This window comes from Streptomyces wuyuanensis (genome assembly GCF_900103455.1).
Lineage (GTDB): Bacteria > Actinomycetota > Actinomycetes > Streptomycetales > Streptomycetaceae > Streptomyces > Streptomyces wuyuanensis.
Genome location: NZ_FNHI01000007.1, coordinates 184,265 through 208,046, shown reverse-complemented (window position 1 = coordinate 208,046; position 23,782 = coordinate 184,265). Strand labels below are relative to the sequence as shown.

Below are 23,782 nucleotides of genomic sequence, written 5' to 3'. Positions count from 1 at the left end.
CCGTACTCCCGTTCAACTCACCCTGGCCATATGAGCATTGCCCCCGCTAGGTTCACCGCGACCGCTGTGAACCAAGGGGAGTGTGTGCATGCGGAAAACACTGAGATGGCTGCTGTCGCTCGTGGTGCTCATAGGCGGCGCCGGGACGACGGCGAGCGCGGCCACCGCCGCCGAACCCGCCATCGGCTCACCCGCGGCGTCCAAGGGCGTCACGTCCCAGGACATCAAGGACCGGATCCTCGCGATCCCGGGGATGAGCCTCATCGAGGAGAAGCCGTACACCGGCTACCGGTACTTCGTCCTCAACTACACCCAGCCGGTCGATCACCGGCGCCCGTCCAAGGGCACGTTCAAGCAGCGCATCACCGTGCTGCACAAGGACACCAGCCGGCCGACCGTCTTCTACACCAGCGGCTACAACGTCGGTACGACCCCGCGCCGGCGTGAGCCCACCCAGATCGTCGACGGCAACCAGGTGGACCTGGAGTACCGGTACTTCAGCCCGTCGCGGCCCGACCCGGCCGACTGGTCCAAGCTCGACATCTGGCAGGCCGCCAGCGACCAGCACCGCGTCTTCACCGCGCTGAAGAAGATCTACGGCAAGAAGTGGATCGCCACGGGCGGCTCGAAGGGCGGCATGACCGCCACGTACTACGAGCGCTTCTACCCGCGGGACATGGACGGTGTCGTCGCCTACGTCGCCCCGAACGACGTGAACAACAACGAGGACTCCGCCTACGACCGGTTCTTCGAGAAGGTCGGCACCGCCGAGTGCCGCGACAGGCTGAACGCGGTGCAGCGCGAGGCGCTCGTGCGCCGTGATGCGCTGGAGGCGCTGTACACCAAGTACGCGGCCGACAACGGCTACACCTTCAAGACGATCGGCTCGCTCGACAAGGCCTTCGAGGCCGTGGTCCTCGACTACACCTGGGCGTTCTGGCAGTACAGCCTGGCCGCCGACTGCGAGTCGATCCCGGCCGCCGCCACCGCCTCGGACCAGGAGATCTGGGACAGCGTCGACGCGATCTCCGGCTTCTCCTTCTACACCGACCAGGGCCTGGAGCCGTACACGCCGTACTACTACCAGGCGGGCACCGAGCTGGGCGCTCCGGCCATCGAGCTGCCCCACCTCAAGGGCCTGAGCCGCTACGGGTACCAGGCGCCGCGCAACTTCGTGCCGCGCGACATCCCCATGCGCTTCAAGCCGTGGGTGATGGACGACGTGGACAGCTGGGTCCGCCACCACGCGCGGCAGATGCTGTTCGTGTACGGCGAGAACGACCCGTGGGGTGCCGAACCGTTCCGGCTCGGCAAGGGCGCCCGTGACAGCTATGTCTTCACCGCTCCCGGTGCCAACCACGGTGCCAACGTCGCCGGTCTGAAGGCGGACCAGCGGGCGAAGGCCACCGCCAGGATCCTGGAGTGGGCGGGCGTCGCCCCGGCCGCCGTCCAGGAGGACCCGGCCAAGGCGAAGCGTCTGACGAAGCCCGACACGAAGCTCGACCAGCAGGACATCGAGCGGGAGCCGGCGCTGCGTCCGTGACCGGCGGGCAGTTCACCGCGACCGGGGACCAGCGAACCGTGACCGGTGGGCCGTGAGCCGTTCACCGCGACCGGTGGGCTGTGGCCGTCGCCGACGACTCGGGATTCGCCGAGTCAGAGGCGACGGGCGCAGCCCACCGGCTTTTTCCCCGCGGGCAGTTCCACGAACAGGTCCGTCGACGGCGGGCACTGGGCACGCTCGTCCACGGCGGACGCCACCCTGAACTCGGGCCGACGCCCGCCGGACCCGTCGCAGGCGGTCTCCTTCACCTGCCCCGCGCGGGAGCCGCGGAGGCAGTCGCCGACGACCGTGTGCGGACCGCCCCCGCCGCCGGGGTCGCCGGGGTGCGGCGGCTCCAGATTGCGCATGCAGGCGTAGCCCCGCGGCACCGAACCGTCGCCGTCCTCGTCGAACGCCGGCCGGTGCTCCGAGATGTGCAGCACGAAGTCCGTCACGGAGGGGCAGGCCGGCCCGTCCGCCTGCCGTCCGTCGTGGCGGGCGATCACGCGCGCCACCGCCTTCTCACTGGCGCAGGGCACCTCGCGCACATCGGCCCGGCCCCGGCCGCTGCAGTCTCCCGGACCGAGGAACAGCGGCCCGTGCGCGGACCGCATCGTCGCCGAGGTCTCCCGGGGCCCCCGGGAGACCTCGCTCCCGGCGTCGCCCGAGGCGGGCCGGCAGGAGACGAGCACCGCGCAGGCCACACCCACCCAGAGACGCCGTACACGCATGGATCCCCCTGCTCGCTCGCTCCAGCGTGGCCCGCGGGGACGGGCGCACGCCAGGGGAGCGGGGGGCTTTCGGTCGCATGAGGGTGGTGCGCCGGTGGCGCGGAGTGCCGCGCTAATACCCCAGGCCGTGTCCGACCGGGTACAGCACCTGCGTCGGGTCGTCGGCGCGCTGCACCGGTACGGGAAGCCGGCCCCCCGGTTCGGCCCGGCCCGCGATCACCCGTGCCGCCGCCCGCAGTTCGACGTCCGTCCAGCTGTACGTCGCGAGCGAGGCCGCGAAACCGGAGTCCGTCAGCTGTGCGATGTCGTACGGATTGCGGATGGCGACCGTGACCACCGGGACGCCGGTGGCCGCCAGCCGGGAGACGAGGGTCCGCTGCGGACTGCTCGCCGAGACGTTGTACGTGCCGACGACCACGACGTCCTTCCCGGCCGTCGCGGCCACCGCTTCCTCGATCTTGGCGGCCGTGGGGGTGATGCCGGTGGACAGCGCCGTGGCGGTGAAGCCCAGTTCGGTGAAGGCCTTCGCGAGCGTGGTGGTCGGGGGTCCGGTGGTCCCGGACGGGGATGCCGGATCCGCACCGACCACCAGCACGTTGCGGTGACTGCGGCGGGCGAGCGGCAGCAGACCCGCCGGATCGGCGAGCAGGGTGGTGGTCTCCTGGGCGATCCGGTCGGCGGCTGCCAGATGGGACCGCTTGCCCACGGTGCGGTCCACGCCCTCGCGGGTGACGAACGGATTCCGGAACAGCCCCAGTTCGGTCTTCAGCAGCAGGATGCGCAGGATCGATTCCTCGATACGCTGCTCGGTCAGCTCACCGCTGCGCACGGCCTGCAGGACGGCGTTCCAGGCGACGCTCAGGTTCGGCGGGTTCAGCAACTGGTCGCAGCCGGCCTTCAGTGCGAGCACCGGAACCCGGTCGTCGCCGTACTTCTGCCGAACGCCCGCCATGTCGAGCGCGTCGGTGACGACGACTCCGTCGTAGCCGAGCTCCTCGCGCAGTATCCCCGTGAGGATGGGGCGGGAGAGCGTGGCCGGGTCCTCGCTCGGGTCGAGCGCCGGGACGACGATGTGCGCGGTCATGATGGAGCGGATGCCCGCGGCGATGGCGGCCCGGAACGGCGGGGCGTCCAGCTCGCCCCACTCCTCGCGGGTGTGGTGGATCGTCGGCAGCGAGTAGTGGCTGTCGGACACGGTGTCCCCGTGTCCCGGGAAGTGCTTGGACGTCGCGGCGATCCCGGCACCCTGGTAGCCCCGCACCTGGGAGGCGACCAGCCCGGCCACGGCCTGCGGGTCGGAGCCGAACGACCGTACTCCGATGACCGGGTTGGCCGGATTGACGTTGACGTCGGCGACCGGCGCGTAGTTCTGCCGGATGCCCATGGCGGCGAGTTCGGTGCCAGCGATCCGGGCGGCCTCTCGGGCGTCGGAACGGGATCCGTGGGCCCCCAGCGCCATCGCGCCCGGCACGAGGGTGGCGGGCTTGCCGACGCGGGCGACGATGCCGTGCTCCTGGTCCGTGGAGATCAGCAGCGGGATGGGGGTGGACTGGGCGAGTCCGGCCCGCTGGATGCCGTTGGAAAGCTCGGCGATCTGCTGTGGGTCGCGGGTGTTGTGGGCCCAGACGAAGTAGATGATGCCGCCGACGTGGTAACGCTCGATCAGCTCGGCAGCGGTACGGACGCCGATCTCCTTGAGGTTGGCGTCGATGTCGGCCTGGTCCGGTGCGGTGGCGGAGTGCCCGTACACCCGCATCACGAAGAGCTGTCCCACCTTCTCCTCCAGACTCATCCGGGAGATGAGCCGCTGGAGACGGGCACGGGTGGCCCTGCGGTCGGCGGAGCCCGCGTGTGCGGGGGTGGAGGCGAGGGCTACGGCCGCGGCACCGACGGCGGTGGCGGCGAGAACGGAACGTCTGGACGGGGTGGTCCGGTCGGGCACTGGTGCTCCTTCCCTGAAGGAAACTTCCAAGGGTCACGGATATCCGGAAAGTAACTGCCAGTCAAGGGATTCGGCCGGACGGACGCGCGTCCGAGGCGGCAACCGAGGTACGGGGGAGGGGAAGTACGGGCGAGGGGAGGGGAGAACGGCAGAGAAGTGTGGCCGGGAAGGCGCGGGGGAGAGGGGCCGCCACCGGAGCTGGGAGGGGGCGCACCGGTGGCGGCGTGCCGCGGGCCGCAAGCGGCCAGGGAGGGAGTCAGCGATCGCAGCCAGCAACGAGGCCGACGACGCCGCTCTGCGGTGACTCGTCCGCGGCACGGCACTTGGACGCCCGGCCCGTGTCATGGGTTCCCCAACCGTGAGGAATTTCCCGGCTTCACCACGGGCACAGTGGTTCCGACCTGCGACGCCACCCCTCCCGCGTTGCGCCCCGTCCTCCTCCGAGGCCACCGCGCCCCCTCCGGCACCGTCGTCGTGTCCGTCCGCTCCGGCGCCGCCCCGTCATGTCCGTCCCGTTCGCCGTCTCGCGACCCCCGTGCCACGGGGCGGTGGGCGCTCATGGATTCAGCGCCACTCCTGCACGTCCACGACCGTGCCCGCCGCCAGATCCGGATGCCCCCAGAAGTCGCCGACCTGCGTGGCGACCACCAGCACCGGGCGCCCTTGCGCGTCCAGGTGCGCCGTGAAGAACCCGAACACCCATGACGGCTCGGCGACCAGATCCCGCGGAGGCGCCAGCCGGACCAGTTCCGTCCCGTCCGCCTCGTACACGACCGCGTTGTCCGTGGGCGTGTACGGGGTGTCGTCCAGCGCCTCTACCACGAGCACCCGGCCGTTCCACGCCAGCGCGGCCTGGGTCGGTCCTGCGAAGTCCTTCCGCACGGTCCGATCGCCGTGCGTCCAGCGGACGACGCGGTCGCCGTGGCTCCAGTCCGTGACGACAGGGTCCTGACACGTCCGGTCATGGGCGTCAGGGTTCTGCCCCTTCCGGGCGTCCGGGTTCCGGGACTTCCGGGGCTGGGCGTTCGGGTCCTGAGGGTGCCGGCTCATGGGCGGTCTCCATCAGCTCCACACGGTTGCCGATGAACCTCAGCCTACTGCGACGGACCGTCCGGTGATCTCTCCTGCGCCCGACGGCTGCGGTGCCCCTCCCTCCTCCGGCCCCCGCCCGGTCCGGCGCGGTCGGGCGCCACCCTCCGGCACGGGGGGCGGCCCGGTACGGGAGCGGTCGGGCTCAGGGGCGGCCCGGAACGGTCAGGAGCGAACCAGGGACTCCAGATGCGCCCGACCCGCCGCGAGTATCCCCGGCAGCTCCGCCGCGTCGGGGTACCAGCGCTTCTCGTATTCCCAGCACACCCAGCCGTCGTCGCCCGCGAGCGCCAGGCACTCCCCGAGAGGCAGTATCCCGGCGCCCAGTGGAAGCGGGGTGAGGTCCTTTGCCGAGGCGACGTCCTTGACCTGGACGCAGCCCAGATAGGGTCCCAGCGCCGCGTGGGTGGTGACGGGGGGTTCCTCCTCCAGCCATGGGTGCAGCACGTCCCACATGGCCCCCACGTGCTTGTGCCCGACCTGGCCCACGACGCGGGAGACCGCGGTGCCCGTGCGATGGGAGTCATGGGTCTCCAGCAGGATGCGCACACCCAGGTCGGCGGCGGTCTCGGCCGCCGCGGCGAGCCGCCGGGCCGCCGTCGCATCCGCCGTCTCCCGGGACTGGTCGCCGCCCCCGGGGAAGACCCGGACGAACGACGCCCCCAAGTCGCGTGCCAGCCATACCAGTTCCGCCAGCTCCTCGCCTATGACGGTCTCGTCGCCGGCCGCCGCCACCTGCGCGTAGCCGGCGACCGTCACGATCTCCACGCCTGCTCGGGCGAACTCGTCGACCACCGCGGCCCGTTCGCGCATTCCCATGGTCAGATTGACCGGCTCCTCGGGGTGGGTGCGCAGCTCCACGCCGTGCCAGCCGGTCGAGGCGGCCAGGGCGGCCACCTCCGGTACGGGCGTTCCGGGGACGCCGAGGGTCGAGAAGGCGAATTTCACTTGGGCGTTCCTTCCTGGAGGGACAGTCGCCAGTCCTGGCCGACCAGGTCGGCCCCGTAGGAGCGGTGCGGCTTCTCCGCGACGAGCGTGAAACCGGCACGCTGGTAGATCCTTCGGGCGGCGGTCAGGACGTCGTTGGTCCAGAGCACCAGTTCCCGGTACCCCACTTCGCGGGCGAAATCCACGACCGCCCCCACCAGCCGCTCCCCGAGGCGGTGGCCGCGCGCGTCGGGCTCCACCAGCAGCAGCCTGAGCCGGGCGGTCGCCGGCGTCTCGTCCCGTACGCACATGACGGAGCCGACCGGGCGGCCGTCCAGCTCGGCTATCCACACCCGCTCCAGGTGCGGATCGTGGTCCTGGGCGAAGTCCGCGACGATCCTGGCGACCAGCCCCTCGAAGTCCGCGTTCCAGCCGTACTCCGCGGCGTAGAGCGCGCCGTGCCGCTGGACGATCCAGCCCAGCTCGCCCGGCACGGGGTCGCGCAGCACCGGCCCCTCGCCGTGTCGCCGCCGGTCCGGCCGGAGCTCGCCCAGTATGTCGCGCACGGTGCGCATGGCCTCGGTCAGTCGCGGCTGTTCCTCCGCGGGCACGCCGGCCAGCAGCCTGCCCACGGCCTCCCGGGAACGCTCGTCCAGCAGGGCCGTCGCCTCGCGTCCGCGTGTGGTCAGCGTTATGCGCTGCCGGCGGGAGTCCTCCTCCGACGGGCCCCGTTCGACCAGTCCGTCGCGCTCGAACTTGCCCAGAAGCCGACTCAGATAGCCCGCGTCCAGGGACAGCTCCAGCCGGAGGTCGGCGGCGTCGGTCCGCGGCGCGTGGGCCAGCTCGTAGAGCACCCGTGACTCTGTGAGCGTGTACGGCGTGTAGAGGTGCTTGCCGTAGTCGAGCGCCCCGATGAGATTGGTGTAGAAGCGGTTGAAGGCGCGGATCTCCTGGACGGTCATGACGGACCCCCGAACTTTCCTTTGACTGAGTCAAGGCTAGGTTCGGTGTGTGACGACCGGCAAGGCCTGTGGAAAACTCCCGCGTCCTCCGCGGCTCAGCCCTTGCGCGGCGGCGCCGTCGACGCCCGCGCCATCAGCTCCGCGCCGATCGTCGCGATGCCGCCCGGCGGCGGAGCCTCCTTGCCCATCGCGAGGCGGCCCGCGCGCACCCCCGCCTCGTACAACGGAAGTCGCACCGTCGTCAGCGCCGGTACCGCGTCCACAGAGAACGGCAGGTCGTCGAATCCGGCCACCGAGACGTCCTCCGGGATGCGCAGGCCCAGATCGCGCACCGCCGCGCAGGCACCCAGTGCCACGGTGTCGTTGGCCGCGACGATCGCCGTCAGGTCGGGATCGCGACGCAGCAGTTCGAGCGTGGCGTCGTAGCCCGAGCGCCGGTCGTACAGCCCGTGGACCGTCAGCCGCTCCTGATCCTCGGGCACGGATCCCGCCGCCCCCGCGCCTCCGCCCGCGGCGTCGGCCGCCCTCGCCGCCTCGAGCGCCGCGCGATGGCCTTCGAGCCGGTGCCGTGTGGTGGTGCGTTCCCCGGGACCCGCGACGTACCCGATCCGCCGGTGCCCCAGGCTGATCAGGTGTTCGGCGAGCCGCCGCCCGCCGCCCCGGTTGTCGAAGGCGAGCGTGGCGGTGACGGCGCCCCCGGGCACGGGTGGGCGACCGCAGAGCACGATCGTGGTTCCCGCATCTGCGAGTTTGCCGAGTTTGGCCGTCATGGCGGTGATGTGGTCAGGGTCCTCCAGCGCGCCGCCCGTGAGGACGACGGCGGCCGCACGCTGCCGCTGCAGCAGCGTGAGGTAGGTGAGTTCGCGCTCGGGGGAGCCGCCCGTGTTGCACACCACGGCCAGTTTCTCGCCGCCCGCCCGGCCCGAGGCGCCTTCGCCGATCGCGGTCTGGGCGGCGCCGGCCATGATCCCGAAGAACGGGTCGGCGATGTCGTTGACGAGGATCCCGACCAGGTCGGAGGTGGCCGCGGCGAGCGAGCTGGCCGGCCCGTTGAGGACGTAGTCGAGGTCGTCCACCGCGCGCAGCACCCGTTCCCGGGTCGACGCCGCGACCGGGTAATTGCCGTTGAGGACCCGGGAGACGGTCGCCGGGGAGACCCGGGCGCGAGCCGCCACATCAGCCAGCGTGACTGTCATCGCTTTCCTCCGAGGGAGATCCGGCCGGGTCCTTGTCCGGGCTGCTGTCCGCAGGCTAGCGTCATAGCTTGTAGAAAGCGCTTGCTATAACCGTTTCGCCGCCGTTTCGAGCAATCGGGGAGACATGGAGGCACCTTCGTGACACGCAGGACAGTGCGCATCGCCATGAACGGCGTCACGGGACGGATGGGATACCGGCAGCACCTGGTGCGCTCGCTCCTCGCGATACGCGAACAGGGCGGCCTCGACCTCGGCGACGGCGCGGTCCTCTGGCCCGAGCCCGTCCTCGTCGGCCGGCGGGAGCACGCCCTGCGCGAGATCGCCGGACGCCACGGGCTCACCGAGTGGTCGACGGACCTCGACGCGGTGCTCGCCGACGGGTCGGTCGACGTCTATTTCGACGCGCAGGTCACCTCCGCGCGGGGCGAGGCGATCAAGAAGGCGATCGCGGCCGGCAAGCACGTGTACACCGAGAAGCCCACGGCGACCGATGCCGGTGGTGCCCTCGAACTGGCCCGTCTCGCCCGGGCCGCCGGAATCCGGCACGGCGTCGTCCAGGACAAGATCTTCCTGCCGGGCCTGCTGAAGCTGAAGCGCCTCGTGGAGGGCGGCTTCTTCGGCGAGATCCTCTCCGTGCGGGGGGAGTTCGGCTACTGGGTCTTCGAGGGCGACTGGCAGGAAGCCCAGCGCCCCTCCTGGAACTACCGCTCCGAGGACGGCGGCGGCATCGTCGTCGACATGTTCCCGCACTGGGAGTACGTGCTGCACGAGCTCTTCGGCCGGGTGACGAGCGTCCAGGCGCACGTCGTCACGCACGTCCCGCAGCGCTGGGACGAGCGGGGCAAGCCGTACGAGGCGACAGCAGACGACGCGGCGTACGCGGTCTTCGAACTGACGAACGGCGCCGTCGCCCAGGTCAACTCGTCCTGGGCGGTCCGCGTTCACCGCGACGAACTCGTCGAGTTCCAGGTCGACGGCACTCACGGATCAGCGGTCGCCGGGCTGCGCCGCTGCCGCGTCCAGCACCGCAGCGCCACTCCGAAGCCCGTCTGGAATCCGGACCTGCCCGTCACGGAGTCCTTCCGCGACCAGTGGCAGGAGGTCCCGGACAACACCGAGTTCGACAACGGGTTCAAGGCGCAGTGGGAGCTGTTCCTCAAGCACGTCGCCCTGGGCGAGCCCTACCACTGGGACCTGCTGGCCGGTGCCCGAGGAGTGCAGCTCGCGGAGCTGGGGCTCAGGTCCTCCGCGGACGGCCGTCGTTACGACGTCCCGGAGCTGACGCTGTGACGGTCCGGCTGCCCGCCGCCGACGGCACGTTCCGCAGCCACGAGCCCCGCGGGGACGGCTCCGCGCGCGTCGCGGGCGGTGCACCGCCGGTCTCCCGAACGGTCTTCGCGGCCGCGCACGTCGTCGCCGATCCGTACGCGGACACCACTCCCGACGGTCCGGCCGCCGTGGACTGGGACGCCACGCTCGCCTTCCGCCGTCATCTGTGGGCGCACGGACTCGGTGTCGCCGAGGCGATGGACACCGCGCAGCGGGGCATGGGGCTGGACTGGGGCGGTGCCGCGGAACTGATCCGGCGCTCGGCCGCCGAGGCGAGGGCGGTCGGCGGCCGCATCGCGTGCGGCACGGGCACCGACCAGCTCACCCGGCCGGCCGGGGACCTGGCCACCGTCCGAGCGGCCTACGAGGAGCAGCTCGCGCTCGTCGAGGAATGCGGGGCCCAGGCGATCCTCATGGCCTCCCGGGCCCTCGCCGCTGTCGCCCGCGGCCCCGAGGACTACCTCGACGTGTACGGCCACCTCCTCGGGCAGGCGTCCGAACCGGTCGTCCTCCACTGGCTCGGACCGATGTTCGACCCGGCGCTGGAGGGCTACTGGGGCAGCCGCGACCTGGACGCGGCCACCGAGACGTTCCTCGAAGTGATCACCGCACACCCCGGCAAGGTCGGCGGGGTCAAGATCTCCCTGCTGGACGCCCGGCGGGAGGTCGATCTGCGCCGGCGCCTCCCGCGGGGCGTGCGCTGCTACACGGGCGACGACTTCCACTATCCGGAGCTCATCGCGGGCGACGACCAGGGCTTCAGCCACGCGCTTCTCGGGATCTTCGACCCGCTGGGCCCGCTCGCCGCCCACGCGGTGCGGGTCCTGGACACCGGGGACACGCGGGCGTTCCGCCGGCTGCTCGATCCCACGGTCGAACTGTCGCGCCATCTCTTCCGGGCCCCCACCCGCTTCTACAAGACGGGAGTCGTGTTCCTGGCGTGGCTGTCGGGGCACCAGTCGCACTTCACCATGGTCGGGGGTCTGCAGTCCGCGCGGTCGCTGCCCCATCTCGCGCGGGCCTACGAACTGGCCGACGGGCTGGGCCTCTTCCCCGACCCGGATCTGGCCGCGGCCCGGATGGCGTCCCTGCTCGCCGTGCACGGAGGCGTCCGGTGACCGACTCGACCGACCCGGTCGGTCCGCACGGCGCGCCCGCCACCCCCGCCGCCGGCCGCGGACTCTCCCGGTTCAGCATCAACCAGATGACGGTCAGACAGCTCACGCTGCCGGAGCTCACCGAGGCGTGCGCTCGGCTCGGCGTCCCAGGGGTCGGACTGTGGCGGGAACCCGTACAGATGTACGGCGTCGATGCGGCGGCCAAGCTCGTACGTGACGCGGGGCTCGCCGTCACCACACTGTGCCGGGGCGGATTCCTCACCGCGGCGGAACCTGCGGCACGCGGGCGCGCCCTGGACGACAACCGCGCGGCCGTGGACGAGGCGGCGGCGCTGGGTACGGACACTCTCGTCCTGGTCTCGGGCGGACTGCCGCCCGGCAGCAGGGACCTGCCCGGTGCCCGGGAGCGCATCGCGGAGGGGGTCGGGGTCCTCGCCCCGTACGCCCGGGAGCGGGGCGTACGTCTCGCGATCGAGCCGCTGCACCCGATGTTCGCCGCGGATCGCTGTGCCGTCTCGACGCTCGGACAGGCACTCGACATCGCGGAGCGGTTCCCGGCCGGCGAGGTGGGCGTCGTCGTCGACACCTACCACGTCTGGTGGGACGACCGGGCGCCCGCGGACGTGGCACGCGCGGGTGCCGGCGGGCGGATCCACTCCTTCCAGCTGGCCGACTGGGTCACCCCGCTGCCGGCCGGGGTGCTCAACGGTCGGGGACAACTGGGCGACGGGGTGATCGATCTGCGCGCCTGGCGTGAACGGGTCGACGGGGCGGGCTACTCGGGTCCCGTCGAGGTGGAGCTCTTCAACGAGGGGCTGTGGGAGCGGGACGGTCTCGAGGTCCTGGCGGAGACGGCGATGCGGTACGTGCGCCATGTGCTGTAGCGCGACCGCACCCTGCCGCTCAGGCGGGGCCGTTCCCGCGTCCGGGGCGCCTCTTTACCGGTCGGGGAGGCGTCAGGGCTTCCTCCGGCCGCCGCCCAGCAGGTCGCCGAGCACGTCGCCGACGCCGGCCCCCGAGGCACCAGGTGTGCCGGGCGAGGCTCCCGCCGACCGGCGGTTCGCAGCGCGCCGGGAGAGGACCGTCAGCACGACGGGGATCAGCAGCTCGAACGCCTTGCCGACCGTGGCCGCGGGCATCCCGGTCCGCTTGGCCACCGCAGCGGCCGCGGCCTGGCCAGCCGCGCCAGTACGCCGGCCATGAGCCCGCCGCCGAGCCCACCGCCCAGCGTGACGGCCCCCTGGAGGGGAGGCTCGGTCAGTTCACCGGGGGCGTCGCGCACTTCGCCTGCCTGCCCGGGTGTCTCGGCGGCGTCCTGCAGTTCCCCCGAAAGGGTGGACACCGACGTGCCGACGACGGCCGCGGCCGCGGCGGTGTCGGTGCCGAGAGCGTCCGCGATCTCCTGGAGCCGGTCGTCCCCGAGTTCGTCCAGGACGTCCCGCTGAAATGAATCGTCACTCATGCCGGAATCGCTAAGTCTCTCTATATATCGGCATATTGAGATTCCGGATAAACAACTGCCCGCAATCGTGCAACCCTTCCGGCGTGACGTGTGTCGTACTGGGCGTCAGGGCTCCTGGGGAGGGATTCCGGGGGGGATTCAGGGGAGCTCTGAGGGTGGGGGGAATCAGGGGCCCGGTCGGTCGACCGGGCCCCCTGAACGTGCCGGGACGGCTGCCTCAGGCCGCTCGACGGGAGGCCGTCCGGGGCGGGGGTTCTCCACGGGCCGGACATGCTGTCCGAGCCGGGCGGTAGCGTCGGTCCATGTCCAATCTGGCAGTGCTCGAAGGAGTTCTGGAGCGGATCACCTACGCCAACGAGGAGAACGGGTACACGGTCGCCCGTGTCGACACCGGACGCGGCAGTGCCGATCTCCTCACGGTGGTCGGCTCGCTCCTCGGTGCGCAGCCGGGTGAATCGCTGCGGATGGAGGGCCGCTGGGGCTCCCACCCGCAGTACGGCCGGCAGTTCACCGTCGAGAACTACACCACCGTCCTCCCCGCCACCGTCCAGGGCATCCGGCGGTACCTCGGGTCCGGCCTCATCAAGGGCATCGGGCCCCGGATCGCCGAGCGCATCGTCGACCACTTCGGCGCCGACACCCTGGACGTCATCGAGCGGGAGCCTGGCAGGCTCGTCGAGGTCCCCGGCCTCGGCCCCAAGCGCACGAAGATGATCGGCGCCGCCTGGGAGGAGCAGAAGGCCATCAAGGAGGTCATGGTCTTCCTCCAGGGAGTGGGCGTCTCCACGTCCATCGCCGTGCGGATCTACAAGAAGTACGAGGACGCGTCGATCTCCGTCGTGAGGAACCGGCCGTACCGGCTCGCGGCGGAGGTCTGGGGCATCGGATTCCTCACCGCCGACCGGATCGCCCAGGCGGTGGGCATACCCCACGACAGCCCGGACCGGGTCAAGGCAGGCCTGCAGTACGCCCTGTCGCAGTCCACGGACCAGGGACACTGCTACCTCCCGGAGGAGAAGCTCATCGCGGACTCGGTGAAGCTCCTCCAGGTCGACACGGGTCTCGTGATCGACTGTCTCGCCGAGCTGGCGGGCGAGGAGGAGGGTGTCGTCCGGGAGCAGGTCCCGTCGCCGGACGGCGGGGACCCGGTCACCGCCGTCTATCTGGTGCCCTTCCACCGCGCCGAGCTGTCCCTCGCCGCCCAGCTGAGCCGGCTGCTGCGTACCGAGGAGGACCGCATGCCGGCCTTCCGGGACGTGGCCTGGGACAAGGCGCTGGCCTGGCTCGCCGACCGTACGGGCGCGGAACTGGCGCCCGAGCAGGAGCAGGCCGTCCGTCTCGCCCTCACCCGGAAGGTGGCGGTCCTCACCGGAGGCCCAGGCTGCGGCAAGTCGTTCACGGTCCGCTCCATCGTCGAGCTCGCCCGCGCGAAGAAGGCCAGGGTGGTGCTCGCCGCGCCCACGGGACGGGCCGCCAAACGCCTCGCCGAGCTGACCGGTGCCGAGGCGTCCACCGTGCACCGGCTCCTCGAGCTGAAGCCGGGCGGTGACGCGGCCTACGACAGGGACAAACCGCTCGACGCCGACCTCGTGGTGGTCGACGAGGCCTCGATGCTCGACCTGCTGCTGGCCAACAAGCTGGTGAAGGCCGTGGCGCCGGGTGCCCATCTGCTGCTCGTCGGCGATGTGGACCAGCTCCCGAGCGTCGGCGCGGGCGAGGTCCTCAGCGATCTCCTCGCCGACGGCAGCCCGGTCCCGTCCGTCCGGCTCACCCGCATCTTCCGCCAGGCGCAGCAGTCGGGGGTGGTCACCAACGCCCACCGGATCAACTCCGGAGCCCAGCCCCTCACCCAGGGACTGAGCGACTTCTTCCTCTTCGTCGAGGACGACACGGAGGAGGCGGGCCGGCTCACCGTCGACGTCGCCGCCCGGCGGCTCCCCGCCCGCTTCGGGCTGGACCCGCGGCGGGATGTGCAGGTCCTGGCACCCATGCACCGGGGGCCCGCCGGCGCGGGCACCCTGAACGGGCTGCTGCAGCAGGCGATCACTCCCGCCCGCCCCGATGTCGCCGAGAAGCGGTTCGGCGGCCGGGTCTTCCGCGTCGGCGACAAGGTCACTCAGATTCGCAACAATTACGAGAGGGGGAAGAACGGGGTCTTCAACGGCACGGTCGGCGTGGTGACCTCACTCAACCCGGTCGATCAGCGTCTGACGGTGCTGACGGACGAGGACGAGGAGGTGCCGTACGACTTCGACGAGCTGGACGAGCTCGCCCACGCCTACGCCGTCACGATCCACCGTTCCCAGGGGAGCGAGTATCCGGCCGTGGTGATTCCGGTCACCACCGGGGCCTGGATGATGCTCCAGCGGAACCTGCTCTACACGGCCGTCACCCGTGCGAAGAAGCTCGTCGTGCTCGTCGGCTCGCGCAAGGCGATAGGACAGGCGGTGCGCACCGTCTCGGCAGGCAAGCGCTTTACCGCACTCGACCACAGGCTGACAGGTGGACAGTTCGTGGGAAAGATCACCTAACACTTCCGGAACCGGGGCGAAGGGGGCAGGATGAGCAGGCTGGGCGGCACTGAGTGCCGCTGACCGGCCGAATGGTCGACCCCGAGTGCACTCTCCTCAGCCAAATGGGGGATGGTAGAGACAGTCAGGGCACCTCGAAGAAGAGGCACTACGTCGGTGAGGGATGACGTGAGCGACAACTCTGTAGTACTGCGGTACGCGGACGGTGAATACACCTACCCGGTGGTCGAGAGCACCGTCGGCGACAAGGGCTTCGACATCGGGAAGCTCCGGGCGCAGACCGGTCTGGTGACCCTGGACAGCGGCTACGGCAACACGGCCGCCTACAAATCCGCGGTCACCTACCTCGACGGCGAGCAGGGCATCCTGCGCTACCGCGGCTACCCGATCGAGCAGCTGGCCGAGCGCTCCAGCTTCCTGGAGGTCGCCTACCTGCTGATCAACGGCGAGCTGCCGACCGTCGACGAGCTCGCGGCGTTCCGGGGCGAGATCACCCAGCACACGCTGCTGCACGAGGACGTCAAGCGATTCTTCGACGGCTTCCCGCGCGACGCCCACCCGATGGCCATGCTCTCGTCCGTGGTCAGCGCGCTGTCGACGTTCTACCAGGACAGCCACAACCCGTTCGACGAGAAGCAGCGCCACCTCTCCACCATCCGGCTGCTGGCGAAGCTCCCGACGATCGCCGCGTACGCGTACAAGAAGTCGATCGGTCACCCGTTCGTCTACCCGCGTAACGACCTCGGCTACGTGGAGAACTTCCTGCGGATGACCTTCTCGGTCCCGGCGCAGGAGTACGAGCTGGACCCGGTCGTCGTGGCCGCGCTCGACAAGCTGCTCATCCTGCACGCGGACCACGAGCAGAACTGCTCGACCTCCACCGTCCGCCTGGTGGGCTCCTCGCAGGCGAACATGTTCGCGTCCATCTCGGCCGGCATCTCCGCCCTGTGGGGCCCGCTGCACGGTGGCGCCAACCAGTCCGTGCTGGAGATGCTCGAGGGCATCGCGGCCACCGGCGGCGACGTCGACACCTTCATCCGCAAGGTGAAGAACAAGGAGGACGGCGTCCGCCTGATGGGCTTCGGCCACCGGGTCTACAAGAACTTCGACCCCCGCGCCAAGATCATCAAGGCCGCCGCGCACGATGTGCTCTCCGCCCTGGGCAAGTCCGACGAGCTGCTGGACATCGCCCTCAAGCTGGAGGAGCACGCCCTTTCGGACGACTACTTCGTCGAGCGCAAGCTCTACCCGAACGTGGACTTCTACACCGGCCTGATCTACCGGGCCATGGGCTTCCCGACCGAGATGTTCACCGTGCTCTTCGCCCTCGGCCGCCTGCCGGGCTGGATCGCCCAGTGGCACGAGATGATCAAGGAGCCGGGTTCCCGCATCGGTCGCCCGCGCCAGATCTACACGGGCGAGGTCCTGCGCGACTTCGTCCCCGTCGAGGCCCGCTGAGGCCTGGCCCGCAGCCCGTCGCGCCCGGCGCGACGGGTCCTGTGCGACGAGAAGCGCCCCGCTGCCGATCCCCCCACGGGTCGGCAAGCGGGGCGCTTCCCATATCCCCGGTGCGGATTCCCCCCACGGGATCCGGCCGGGCGTCTGCTGGTGTCCAGCAGAAGCTCTTCGCGACGCGGTCTGCCGGGGTACGTATCTACGGGAGGGCCGCTCAAAGCTCCCCGGTCGTACGTGCCCCGGCCAACGCTTGCCTGGGACGTCCCCCAAGACATCCCATGAGCGTCCCCCAAGACGCTCTGGCATCGCCCACTTAGACTCGCGAAGAGCCCGAATGGTTACCCATGAATATCTGTGATCTGGGTCTCTTTGTGAAGGTCCTGTGTACCACGTGAAGGATCGCAGATGCATCCTCCCGCTGACCACGGAAACGGATGAGTAGGTCCCGCCAATTCCCGAGGCCGCGGGATTCGGCGGCCCTGGGGACGCCGCCGGCGGGTCGACGGGGTGCTTCCGGGGTTCTGGAACGGGCCGCGGTCGCGGCCGAAATCCCGCGGCTCCCCGCGGGAGAGGGCGAGGGGCCCGGCGTGGCCGGGCGGACCGGAGGAACGGTGAAACCGCCCCGGACGGCGTCCGGGGCGGTGAGCGGGCGGGGCGGTGGTTTTCCGGCGGGCCGGGCTCCCGCCGGGGCGGCTGGGTCAGGCCCTTCCGACGAGCTCGTAGCCGGCCTCGTCGACGGCCGCGCGCACGGCGGCCTCGTCGAGCGGTGCGGCCGAGACCACGGTGACGCGGCCGCTGGCGGCGACGGCCTCGATGGACGTGACGCCGTCGATCGCGGAGATCTCCTCGGACACTGCTCCCTCGCAGTGCCCGCACGTCATGCCCTTCACCAGGTAGACCGCGGTGGTGCCGCTCTGCGCGGCATCGGCCACTCCACCGCCGTGGCAGGAACCGGTGGGCGAGCAGCAGGAGCCGGCGGCCTCGATGGTGCCGGTGTTCGTCTCGGCGGTCATGGAGTTCTCCTCTTTGCGGGTGTGTCGCTCCGCGGCACTTCGTGCGGCGAGTCATCGTGCGCCGGGGAGTCGTGGTGATGCCGGGCTCTCCTGACGCTCGTTCCACACTATACCCCTAGGGGGTATTGGTGCGAGTGCCTCCCGGCAGCGCGGCCGGGTCCACCAGTGGCCGGAGGTATCGGTGCACCATCGCCTTGAGCTCGGCCTTGTACGCGTCCTGCTCCGCCCCCTCGTGGGCGAGGATCAGCTCCAGTCCCACCTTGACCACGGAGAACGTCATGTTCGCGACACGACTGAGCTGGGCGGGCCCCGCGCTCGGGAGGAAGTCGCCCAGAATCTCCTCGACGCGCTCGAGCAGTGCCGAGTGCACGGCGTCGTGCTCCTGCGTGATCCGGCCGGGAATCTCGGAGCCGTGCATGAGGACGGTGAAGGCGGGGTTCGCGCAGTTGAACTCGATCATCGGGTCGAGTACCGAGTCCAGTAGCTCGTCGAGCGGCAGGCTCGGGTCGAGTGTGTCGAGGGCGGCTCCGTGGGTCTCGCGCCAGCGCTGCATCAGCCGGGTGCCCAGCTCGACGGCGATGGCCTCCTTGTTCGGGAAGAACTGGTACAGCGTGCCCGGTGAGACGCCCGCCTCGCGCGCGATGGCGTTGGTGCTCGCTGCGGTGTAGCCGTTGCGGCAGAACACTCCGGCGGCGGCCTCCAGGAGCTGGGCGATCCGGCGCTCGCCGCGCGCCTGTCGGCGGCGCGGCTGCGTGGGCCGGGCCTGCTCCTCGGTGTCGGGCGCCTCTGGCATGTGGACCGCCAATCCCCAGTTCTCCGGACTCGGTTGACAAACGCGAGTGCTCGCTCGCATTCTTGTGAAACGCGAGCGATGACTCGTGTTTGCCAGTCTATGGCAATGGCCGACCCGTGCTGCCTGCTGCGCGGCACCGGTCTCGGGGGAGGGGAACACCACCCGATGTCCGACGTCAATCACGAGCCGGGTCCGGGTGGCTGGACCCGCTTCGTCACCGCGCGACCACGTCTGTCGCTGCTGCTGGCACTCGTCGTCACCGCTCTCGCCGTCTTCGCGGGCAGCGGAGTTGCCGACCGGATGGGCAGCGGGGGGTGGGAGGACCCCGACGCGCAGTCGACGTACGCCACCGAGGCACTCGACCGCGAGTTCCCGGCAGCGCGTCCCAATCTGCTCCTCCTCGTGGGCGCCGGTCCCGAAGGTGTGGACGATCCGTCCGTCGCCGCCGAGGCCGAGCGGCTGACCGAGCGCCTGGCCGGCGAGGAGGGAGTGACGGGCGTCGGCTCCTACTGGCGGACCAAGGCGCCCGGCCTGCGTGCCGAGGACGGCCGCGAGGCACTCATCGCCGCCCGGATCGAAGGCGACGAGAAGACGGCCGCCGGAGTGCTGGAGCGCGTCGCACCCGAGTACCGGGGCACGCACGGACCGGTGGAGGTCTCCGTCGGCGGACCCGTCGCGGTCATGCACGACATGGAGACGATCATCCAGGAGGACCTCCTGCGCGCGGAGATGATCGCGCTGCCGGTGACGCTGGTCCTCCTCGTGATGGTCTTCGGCAGCGCGGTCGCCGCCCTGCTCCCCCTGGGCATCGGCATCGTCGCCATTCTGGGGACGAACGCGGTCCTGCGCGGGCTGACCGAGTTCACCGACGTCTCGGTCTTCGCGCAGAACCTCACGACGGCTCTCGGTCTCGGACTCGCCATCGACTACGCCCTGTTCATCGTGCGCCGCTTCCGTGAGGAACTGGCAGCAGGAGCGCAGCCCCGGGAGGCGATGGCGACCACCGTCCGCACCGCCGGCCGCACGGTGCTCTTCTCGGCGCTCACGGTGGCCGTGTCGCTCGCGGCGATGCTCGTCTTCCCGCAGTACTTCCTGCGATCGTTCGCCTACGCGGGAATCGCCGTGGTGCTGCTGGCCGCCGCTGCCGCACTCGTGCTCCTCCCCGCCGCACTGATGCTCCTCGGCGACCGAGTGAACGCACTCGACCTGCGGAAGCTGTTCCGCCGCGGCCGACGGCAGCGGGCGAGGGAGGCCGGTCCGTCGCACACCGCGACAGACCCGTCCGACGACGCCGACGGGGTGCGCTGGGCCCGGGTGGTGCGCCTGGTGATGCGCAGGGCACCCGTGTTCGCCGTGGCCACCACCGCCGGGCTGGTCCTGCTCGGACTGCCCTTCCTGGGGGTGCGGTTCGGGCCGGCCGACGACCGCCAGCTGCCGCACGACGCGGAGTCGCACGTCGTGCAGCAGCACATCCGGGACGGGTTCCCCGGCAGCCCCGGCGGTGGCCTGGACGTCTTCGCCGAAGGCGCGGCGGCCCCTGAGGATTACGCCGACTACCGCAAGCGGATCGAGGCCCTTCCCGGCGTGCTGCGCGTGGACGGACCCCTGGTCTCCGGTGAGCACGCGGTGTTCACGGTGCTGCCGGAGGAGGAGGCGGTCGGAGAGGAGTCCCAGCGGCTCGTCCACGACCTCCGCGCGGAGCCCGCCCCGTTCGAGACCTCCGTTACCGGCGCGGCGGCGATGCTCGTCGACTCCAAGGACGCGATCGGCGAGCGGCTGCCGTGGGCGGCGGCCGTCATCGCCGTCGTCACGCTCCTGCTCGTCTTCCTGCTCACCGGAAGCGTCCGGATCCCGCTCCAGGCCGTCGTGCTCAACGGACTCAGCCTCACGGCGATGTTCGGCGCCGTGGTCTGGGTGTTCCAGGAGGGCCATCTGTCCGGACCGCTCTCCTTCACCGCCACGGGCGCGATCGAGACAACGCTTCCCGTGCTGATGTTCTGCGTCGCCTTCGGACTCTCCATGGACTACGGCGTGTTCCTGCTCTCCCGCATCAAGGAGGAGTACGACCGCACCGGCGACCATGAGCACGCCGTGGCCTTCGGACTGCGCCGCACCGGTGGACTGATCACCGCCGCCGCCGTGATCCTCGCCGTGGTGATGGTCGCGATCGGCAACTCGCGGGTGACCAACACCAAGATGCTCGGACTCGGCATCGCCCTCGCCGTGCTCGTGGACGCGATGGTGGTGCGCAGCCTGCTGGTTCCCTCGGTGATGAAGCTGACGGGGAAGGCCACCTGGTGGGCCCCGGCTCCGTTGCGGGCGATCCACGCGAGGTTCGGTCTCAGCGAGGGCGGGATATCCGGGCCCGCCCCGGCGGGCTCCATCGCGCAGAGGGGCGACGCCGAGGAGCGGGGCGAGCCGACCTCTGGCGACGGCGGCAGAGCCGTGGACGGGGACGGCGACCGGGACCGCGACACCGTCCCCGTGGGGGGTTAGGTTCGGGCTGAAGCAGGTGGAGCCGGGGAAAGGCGGGGTGGATGAGGGCCGTGGTGTTCGAGCGGTACGGTCGGGAGCCCGAGGTGCGCGAGGTGCCCGACCCCGTTGCGCCGGAGCACGGTGTGGTCGTGCGCGTCGGGGCCACCGGGCTCTGCCGCAGCGACTGGCACGGATGGATGGGCCACGACCCCGACATCACGCTGCCGCACGTTCCCGGGCACGAGCTGGCCGGAGTGGTCGAGGCCGTCGGGGCGGGTGTCGCCAACTGGCGCCCGGGTGACCGGGTCACCGTTCCGTTCGTGTGCGCCTGCGGTCGCTGCGCTGCCTGTGCGGCCGGGCACCAGCAGGTCTGCGAGCGTCAGACACAGCCCGGCTTCACCCACTGGGGCTCCTTCGCCGAGTACGTCGCGCTGGAGCACGCGGACGTCAACCTCGTGAGCGTCCCCGAGGAACTGTCGTTCGCGACGGCGGCGGGACTCGGCTGCCGGTTCGCCACCGCCTTCCGGGCCGTGGTCGCCCAGGGACGGCTGACCGCGGGTGAGTGGGTCGCGGTCCACGGCTGCGGCGGGGTCGGGCTCTCCGCGGTGATGATCGCGGTGGCGTGCGGAGCGCGGGTCGTGGCGGTGGACATCTCACCCCGGGCCCTCGACCTGGCACGGAAGTTCGGCGCGGCGGAGTGTGTGGACGCGACCGGACTCGGGGGCGCCGACGGGACCGCGGACAGGGTGCGTGAGCTGACGGGCGGCGGCGCCCACCTCTCGCTGGACGCTCTCGGCTCGCCGGCCACCTGTGTGGCATCGGTGCAGAGCCTGCGCCGTCGGGGACGCCACGTTCAGGTGGGCCTGCTGCCCTCCGCCGCCGGGGACCCTGTGGTTCCGATGGGGCGGGTCATCGGGGAGGAGCTGGAGATCCTGGGGAGCCACGGGATGGCCGCTCATGCCTATGGACCGATGCTGGAGATGGTCCGTTCGGGCGCGCTGAGGCCGGACATGCTGGTGACTTCCGTGATCCCGCTCGACGCGGCACCCGCCGCTCTGTCGGCCATGGGCACGGGCCCAGGGGCGGGGGTGACGATCATCGAGCCGGGACGGGCCGCCTGATCCCCGCCGGTTCAGTCCTCGGGCCGGCCGCGGTGGACGGCCCACTCGCGGGCGAGGACCGACATGGTCGTGGCGTCGACCCAGCCGTCCTCGTGGCGCAGGGCCTCGCGTTCGGTGCCTTCGGCGACGAAGCCGGCCTTCTCGTAGGCACGGCGTGCCCGGGGATTGAAGTCGTAGACGCTCAGGGAGATCCGGTTCAGCCCGAGCCGCTCGAAGCCGTGAGCGGTGATGAGCCGGACGGTCTCGGTGCCGAGACCGCGGTTCCGGCCGCGGGGGCCGATCAGCGTACGGAAGTTGCAACTGCGGTTGCGTTCGTCCCACTCGTTGAGGACGGCCTCCCCGACGAGTTCACCCGAGGCTCGGTCGACCACACCGAGGTCGAGACGGTCGGTCTGTTCGTTGCGGGTGGCGTACCAGGAGCGCAACCGCTCGTCCGGGAAGGGAGGAGTACCGGCGGAACCGGTCAGCAGGAGTACCTCCGGGTCGCGCAGGATCGCGGCCATCGTGGTGGCGTCCTCCTCGGTGAAGGGGCGCAGGACCACCCTCGTCCCGGTGAGGGTCGGCTTGACGGAGAAGTGCGCCGGCTGTCGCTCGGTCACCGGGGCATTGTCGGAAGCACCCGGTGCGAGGGCAAACGGTTTGTCGACCGGGCCCCGCACCCAAAGGCGCGGGGCCCGGGCTCTCAGCTCCTGCGCCCCCTGTTGCCGGGGCGGTTGGCCACCCAGACCCGGATGGTGTCGGCGTACCAGTACGGCTTGCCCGACTCCACATGGTCCGGTGGAGGCAGGAGGCCGTGCTTGCGGTACGAACGCACCGTGTCTGTCTGCACCTTGATGTGCGCGGCGATGTCCTTGTAGGACCAGAGTCTTCTGTCCGTCATCCGTGGCACCTCCCTGTACGCGCCGCAGCGGCGGCCGGGGGAGCCGTCGGGGGAGCTGCGGCGCGGGCGCTGGCGATCACTCAGCCTGTGCCCGTTGAACGACGCAGAGTGACGACAGGGGAGGGGTTGTCGAGGTCCTGTGACGCAAGACCCGCGTAACGGAGACATGTGTGACGAGGAGGCGACTGTTGTGACATGACGGAGGCAAAGGGGCGCAGGGTTCACGCGCCGCAGGAACGGAGGAAGCGCCGGGTGCGTTCGGCGATGGGGAACGGCCTGTCCGGAGGACAGGGGTACATGTCCTGCTCGACGATGGCGAAGAGCTCGGCGTCGAGGCGCTGCGCCGCGGCCAGTACCGGTTCCAGCGCGGGCACACCGGCCGGCGGTTCGCACATCACGCCACGCGCCACCGCGGGACCGAACGGCACTTCGTTCGCCACCACTTCGGCGAGGATCTCCGGGTCCACCTGCTTGAGGTGGAGGTAGCCGATCCGCTCTCCGTAGGTCTCGATGAGCTTGACGCTGTCGCCGCCGCAGTAGGCGTAGTGGCCGGTGTCCAGACAGAGCGAGACCAGGTCCGCGTCGGTCCCGTCGAGGAAACGGCTGACGTTCTCCTCGGTGTCGACATGGGTGTCCGCGTGGGGATGCACCACGATCCTCAGGCCGAACCGGTCACCCACCTCCTGCCCCAGACGCTCCGTCTGGGTGGTGAGATGGCGCCACTGCTCCGGCGTGAGAGTGCGGTCCTCCAGTACCACGCCGGTCTTGTCGTCGCGCCAGAAGGACGGGATGACGACGAGGTGGTCCGCGCCCATCGCACGGGTGAGGGCGGCGATCTCGGCCACATGGGCCCAGGTCTTCTCCCAGACGGCCGGGCCGTGGTGCAGTCCGGTGAAGACGGTGCCGGCCGAGACCTTCAGCCCCCGGGCCGAGGTCTCCTCGGTGAGCCGCGCGGGGTCGGTGGGGAGGTAGCCGTACGGGCCGAGTTCGATCCACTCGTACCCGGCCCGCGCCACCTCGTCGAGGAAGCGCTGCCACGGGACTTGCCGGGGATCGTCGGGGAACCACACGCCCCAGGAGTCCGGGGCCGACCCGATCCGGATGCGGTTGTACGAGGCTGCGGAGGAGGTCATGGCGGCCAGCTTTCCGGCCGCCGGAGAAAGGTGTCAAGCTTTCGTCCGAATGTAAGGACAAAATGTTGACAGTGCTCGAGGA

Annotated in this window: 21 protein-coding genes; 8 read left to right on the top strand and 13 right to left on the bottom strand. The window is 70.9% G+C overall.

The features are described from left to right. The first annotated feature begins 88 nt into the window (after positions 1-88). Complete coding sequence (locus tag BLT82_RS12930) at positions 89-1,543, top strand: S28 family serine protease (protein WP_093654101.1); 1,455 nt, start codon at positions 89-91, stop codon at positions 1,541-1,543. Positions 1,544-1,656: 113 nt separating this feature from the next. Here BLT82_RS12930 and BLT82_RS12925 read toward each other — a convergent pair whose 3' ends face one another. The 6 genes from BLT82_RS12925 to BLT82_RS12900 form a co-directional block, all read right to left on the bottom strand. Next, the gene (locus BLT82_RS12925; RefSeq protein WP_093654099.1) at positions 1,657-2,274 is read right to left on the bottom strand and encodes an LppU/SCO3897 family protein; all 618 of its coding nucleotides are present in this window, start codon (positions 2,272-2,274) and stop codon (positions 1,657-1,659) included. A gap of 112 nt (positions 2,275-2,386) precedes the next feature. Continuing rightward, on the bottom strand, positions 2,387-4,216 hold the full coding sequence (locus tag BLT82_RS12920; RefSeq protein WP_093654097.1) for a glycoside hydrolase family 3 protein: 1,830 nt from the start codon (positions 4,214-4,216) through the stop codon (positions 2,387-2,389). A gap of 564 nt (positions 4,217-4,780) precedes the next feature. Continuing rightward, entirely contained in the window at positions 4,781-5,266 is a 486-nt protein-coding gene (locus BLT82_RS12915) for a hypothetical protein (protein ID WP_093654095.1), read from the bottom strand. A 204-nt stretch (positions 5,267-5,470) separates the two neighbouring features. After that, positions 5,471-6,253 carry a sugar phosphate isomerase/epimerase family protein gene (locus BLT82_RS12910; RefSeq protein ID WP_093654093.1) on the bottom strand — a complete coding sequence of 261 codons (783 nt, stop codon included), beginning with the start codon at positions 6,251-6,253 and terminating at the stop codon, positions 5,471-5,473. Beyond that, positions 6,250-7,194 carry a bifunctional helix-turn-helix transcriptional regulator/GNAT family N-acetyltransferase gene (locus tag BLT82_RS12905; RefSeq protein ID WP_093654091.1) on the bottom strand — a complete coding sequence of 315 codons (945 nt, stop codon included), beginning with the start codon at positions 7,192-7,194 and terminating at the stop codon, positions 6,250-6,252. The genes BLT82_RS12910 and BLT82_RS12905 overlap by 4 nt, the downstream gene beginning before the upstream one ends. Positions 7,195-7,289: 95 nt before the next feature. Continuing rightward, on the bottom strand, positions 7,290-8,390 hold the full coding sequence (locus BLT82_RS12900; protein ID WP_093654089.1) for a LacI family DNA-binding transcriptional regulator: 1,101 nt from the start codon (positions 8,388-8,390) through the stop codon (positions 7,290-7,292). A gap of 138 nt (positions 8,391-8,528) precedes the next feature. On the opposite strand from BLT82_RS12900, the gene BLT82_RS12895 reads away from it, so the two are divergent. The 3 genes from BLT82_RS12895 (at position 8,529) to BLT82_RS12885 (ending at position 11,721) form a co-directional block, all read left to right on the top strand. Next, entirely contained in the window at positions 8,529-9,680 is a 1,152-nt protein-coding gene (locus BLT82_RS12895; RefSeq protein ID WP_093654087.1) for a Gfo/Idh/MocA family protein, read from the top strand. Next, a complete protein-coding gene (locus BLT82_RS12890; RefSeq protein ID WP_093654085.1) occupies positions 9,677-10,837 on the top strand; it encodes a dihydrodipicolinate synthase family protein in 1,161 nt (386 codons plus the stop codon). The genes BLT82_RS12895 and BLT82_RS12890 overlap by 4 nt, the downstream gene beginning before the upstream one ends. An 86-nt stretch (positions 10,838-10,923) precedes the next feature. Further along, positions 10,924-11,721 (top strand): sugar phosphate isomerase/epimerase family protein, encoded by a 798-nt coding sequence (locus BLT82_RS12885; protein WP_093654274.1) that lies wholly within the window; start codon positions 10,924-10,926, stop codon positions 11,719-11,721. A 72-nt stretch (positions 11,722-11,793) separates the two neighbouring features. Here the strand turns inward: BLT82_RS12885 and BLT82_RS37875 are convergent, their stop codons facing one another. Both BLT82_RS37875 and BLT82_RS12880 read right to left on the bottom strand, forming a co-directional pair. Then, a complete protein-coding gene (locus BLT82_RS37875; protein WP_244291944.1) occupies positions 11,794-11,976 on the bottom strand; it encodes a hypothetical protein in 183 nt (60 codons plus the stop codon). Continuing rightward, on the bottom strand, positions 11,937-12,299 hold the full coding sequence (locus BLT82_RS12880) for a DUF937 domain-containing protein (RefSeq protein ID WP_244291943.1): 363 nt from the start codon (positions 12,297-12,299) through the stop codon (positions 11,937-11,939). The genes BLT82_RS37875 and BLT82_RS12880 overlap by 40 nt, the downstream gene beginning before the upstream one ends. 302 nt (positions 12,300-12,601) lie before the next feature. Here BLT82_RS12880 and recD2 point away from each other — a divergent pair, with 302 nt between their 5' ends. Together recD2 and BLT82_RS12870 are read left to right on the top strand one after the other, a co-directional pair. Further along, positions 12,602-14,830 (top strand): SF1B family DNA helicase RecD2, encoded by a 2,229-nt coding sequence (gene recD2, locus BLT82_RS12875; protein ID WP_093654083.1) that lies wholly within the window; start codon positions 12,602-12,604, stop codon positions 14,828-14,830. Positions 14,831-14,998: 168 nt separating this feature from the next. After that, complete coding sequence (locus BLT82_RS12870) at positions 14,999-16,288, top strand: citrate synthase (RefSeq protein WP_093654081.1); 1,290 nt, start codon at positions 14,999-15,001, stop codon at positions 16,286-16,288. A 695-nt stretch (positions 16,289-16,983) separates the two neighbouring features. On the opposite strand, the gene BLT82_RS12865 is transcribed toward BLT82_RS12870, so the two are convergent. Both BLT82_RS12865 and BLT82_RS12860 read right to left on the bottom strand, forming a co-directional pair. Next, on the bottom strand, positions 16,984-17,298 hold the full coding sequence (locus tag BLT82_RS12865; protein ID WP_093654079.1) for a heavy-metal-associated domain-containing protein: 315 nt from the start codon (positions 17,296-17,298) through the stop codon (positions 16,984-16,986). A gap of 115 nt (positions 17,299-17,413) precedes the next feature. Further along, positions 17,414-18,091, bottom strand: coding sequence for a TetR/AcrR family transcriptional regulator (locus BLT82_RS12860; RefSeq protein ID WP_093654077.1), 678 nt, complete (start codon positions 18,089-18,091; stop codon positions 17,414-17,416). Between the two features lie 165 nt (positions 18,092-18,256). Between BLT82_RS12860 and BLT82_RS12855 the strand changes: the two genes are divergently transcribed. After that, positions 18,257-20,587, top strand: coding sequence for an MMPL family transporter (locus tag BLT82_RS12855; RefSeq protein WP_093654272.1), 2,331 nt, complete (start codon positions 18,257-18,259; stop codon positions 20,585-20,587). Positions 20,588-20,628: 41 nt separating this feature from the next. Then, on the top strand, positions 20,629-21,687 hold the full coding sequence (locus BLT82_RS12850; protein ID WP_093654075.1) for a zinc-dependent alcohol dehydrogenase family protein: 1,059 nt from the start codon (positions 20,629-20,631) through the stop codon (positions 21,685-21,687). 11 nt (positions 21,688-21,698) lie between these two features. Here BLT82_RS12850 and BLT82_RS12845 read toward each other — a convergent pair whose 3' ends face one another. The 3 genes from BLT82_RS12845 to BLT82_RS12835 form a co-directional block, all read right to left on the bottom strand. After that, a complete protein-coding gene (locus BLT82_RS12845) occupies positions 21,699-22,286 on the bottom strand; it encodes a GNAT family N-acetyltransferase (RefSeq protein WP_244291942.1) in 588 nt (195 codons plus the stop codon). A gap of 83 nt (positions 22,287-22,369) precedes the next feature. After that, a complete protein-coding gene (locus tag BLT82_RS12840; protein WP_093654073.1) occupies positions 22,370-22,567 on the bottom strand; it encodes a helix-turn-helix transcriptional regulator in 198 nt (65 codons plus the stop codon). Positions 22,568-22,788: 221 nt separating this feature from the next. Beyond that, entirely contained in the window at positions 22,789-23,700 is a 912-nt protein-coding gene (locus tag BLT82_RS12835; protein WP_093654071.1) for a sugar phosphate isomerase/epimerase family protein, read from the bottom strand. Positions 23,701-23,782: the final 82 nt, after the last annotated feature.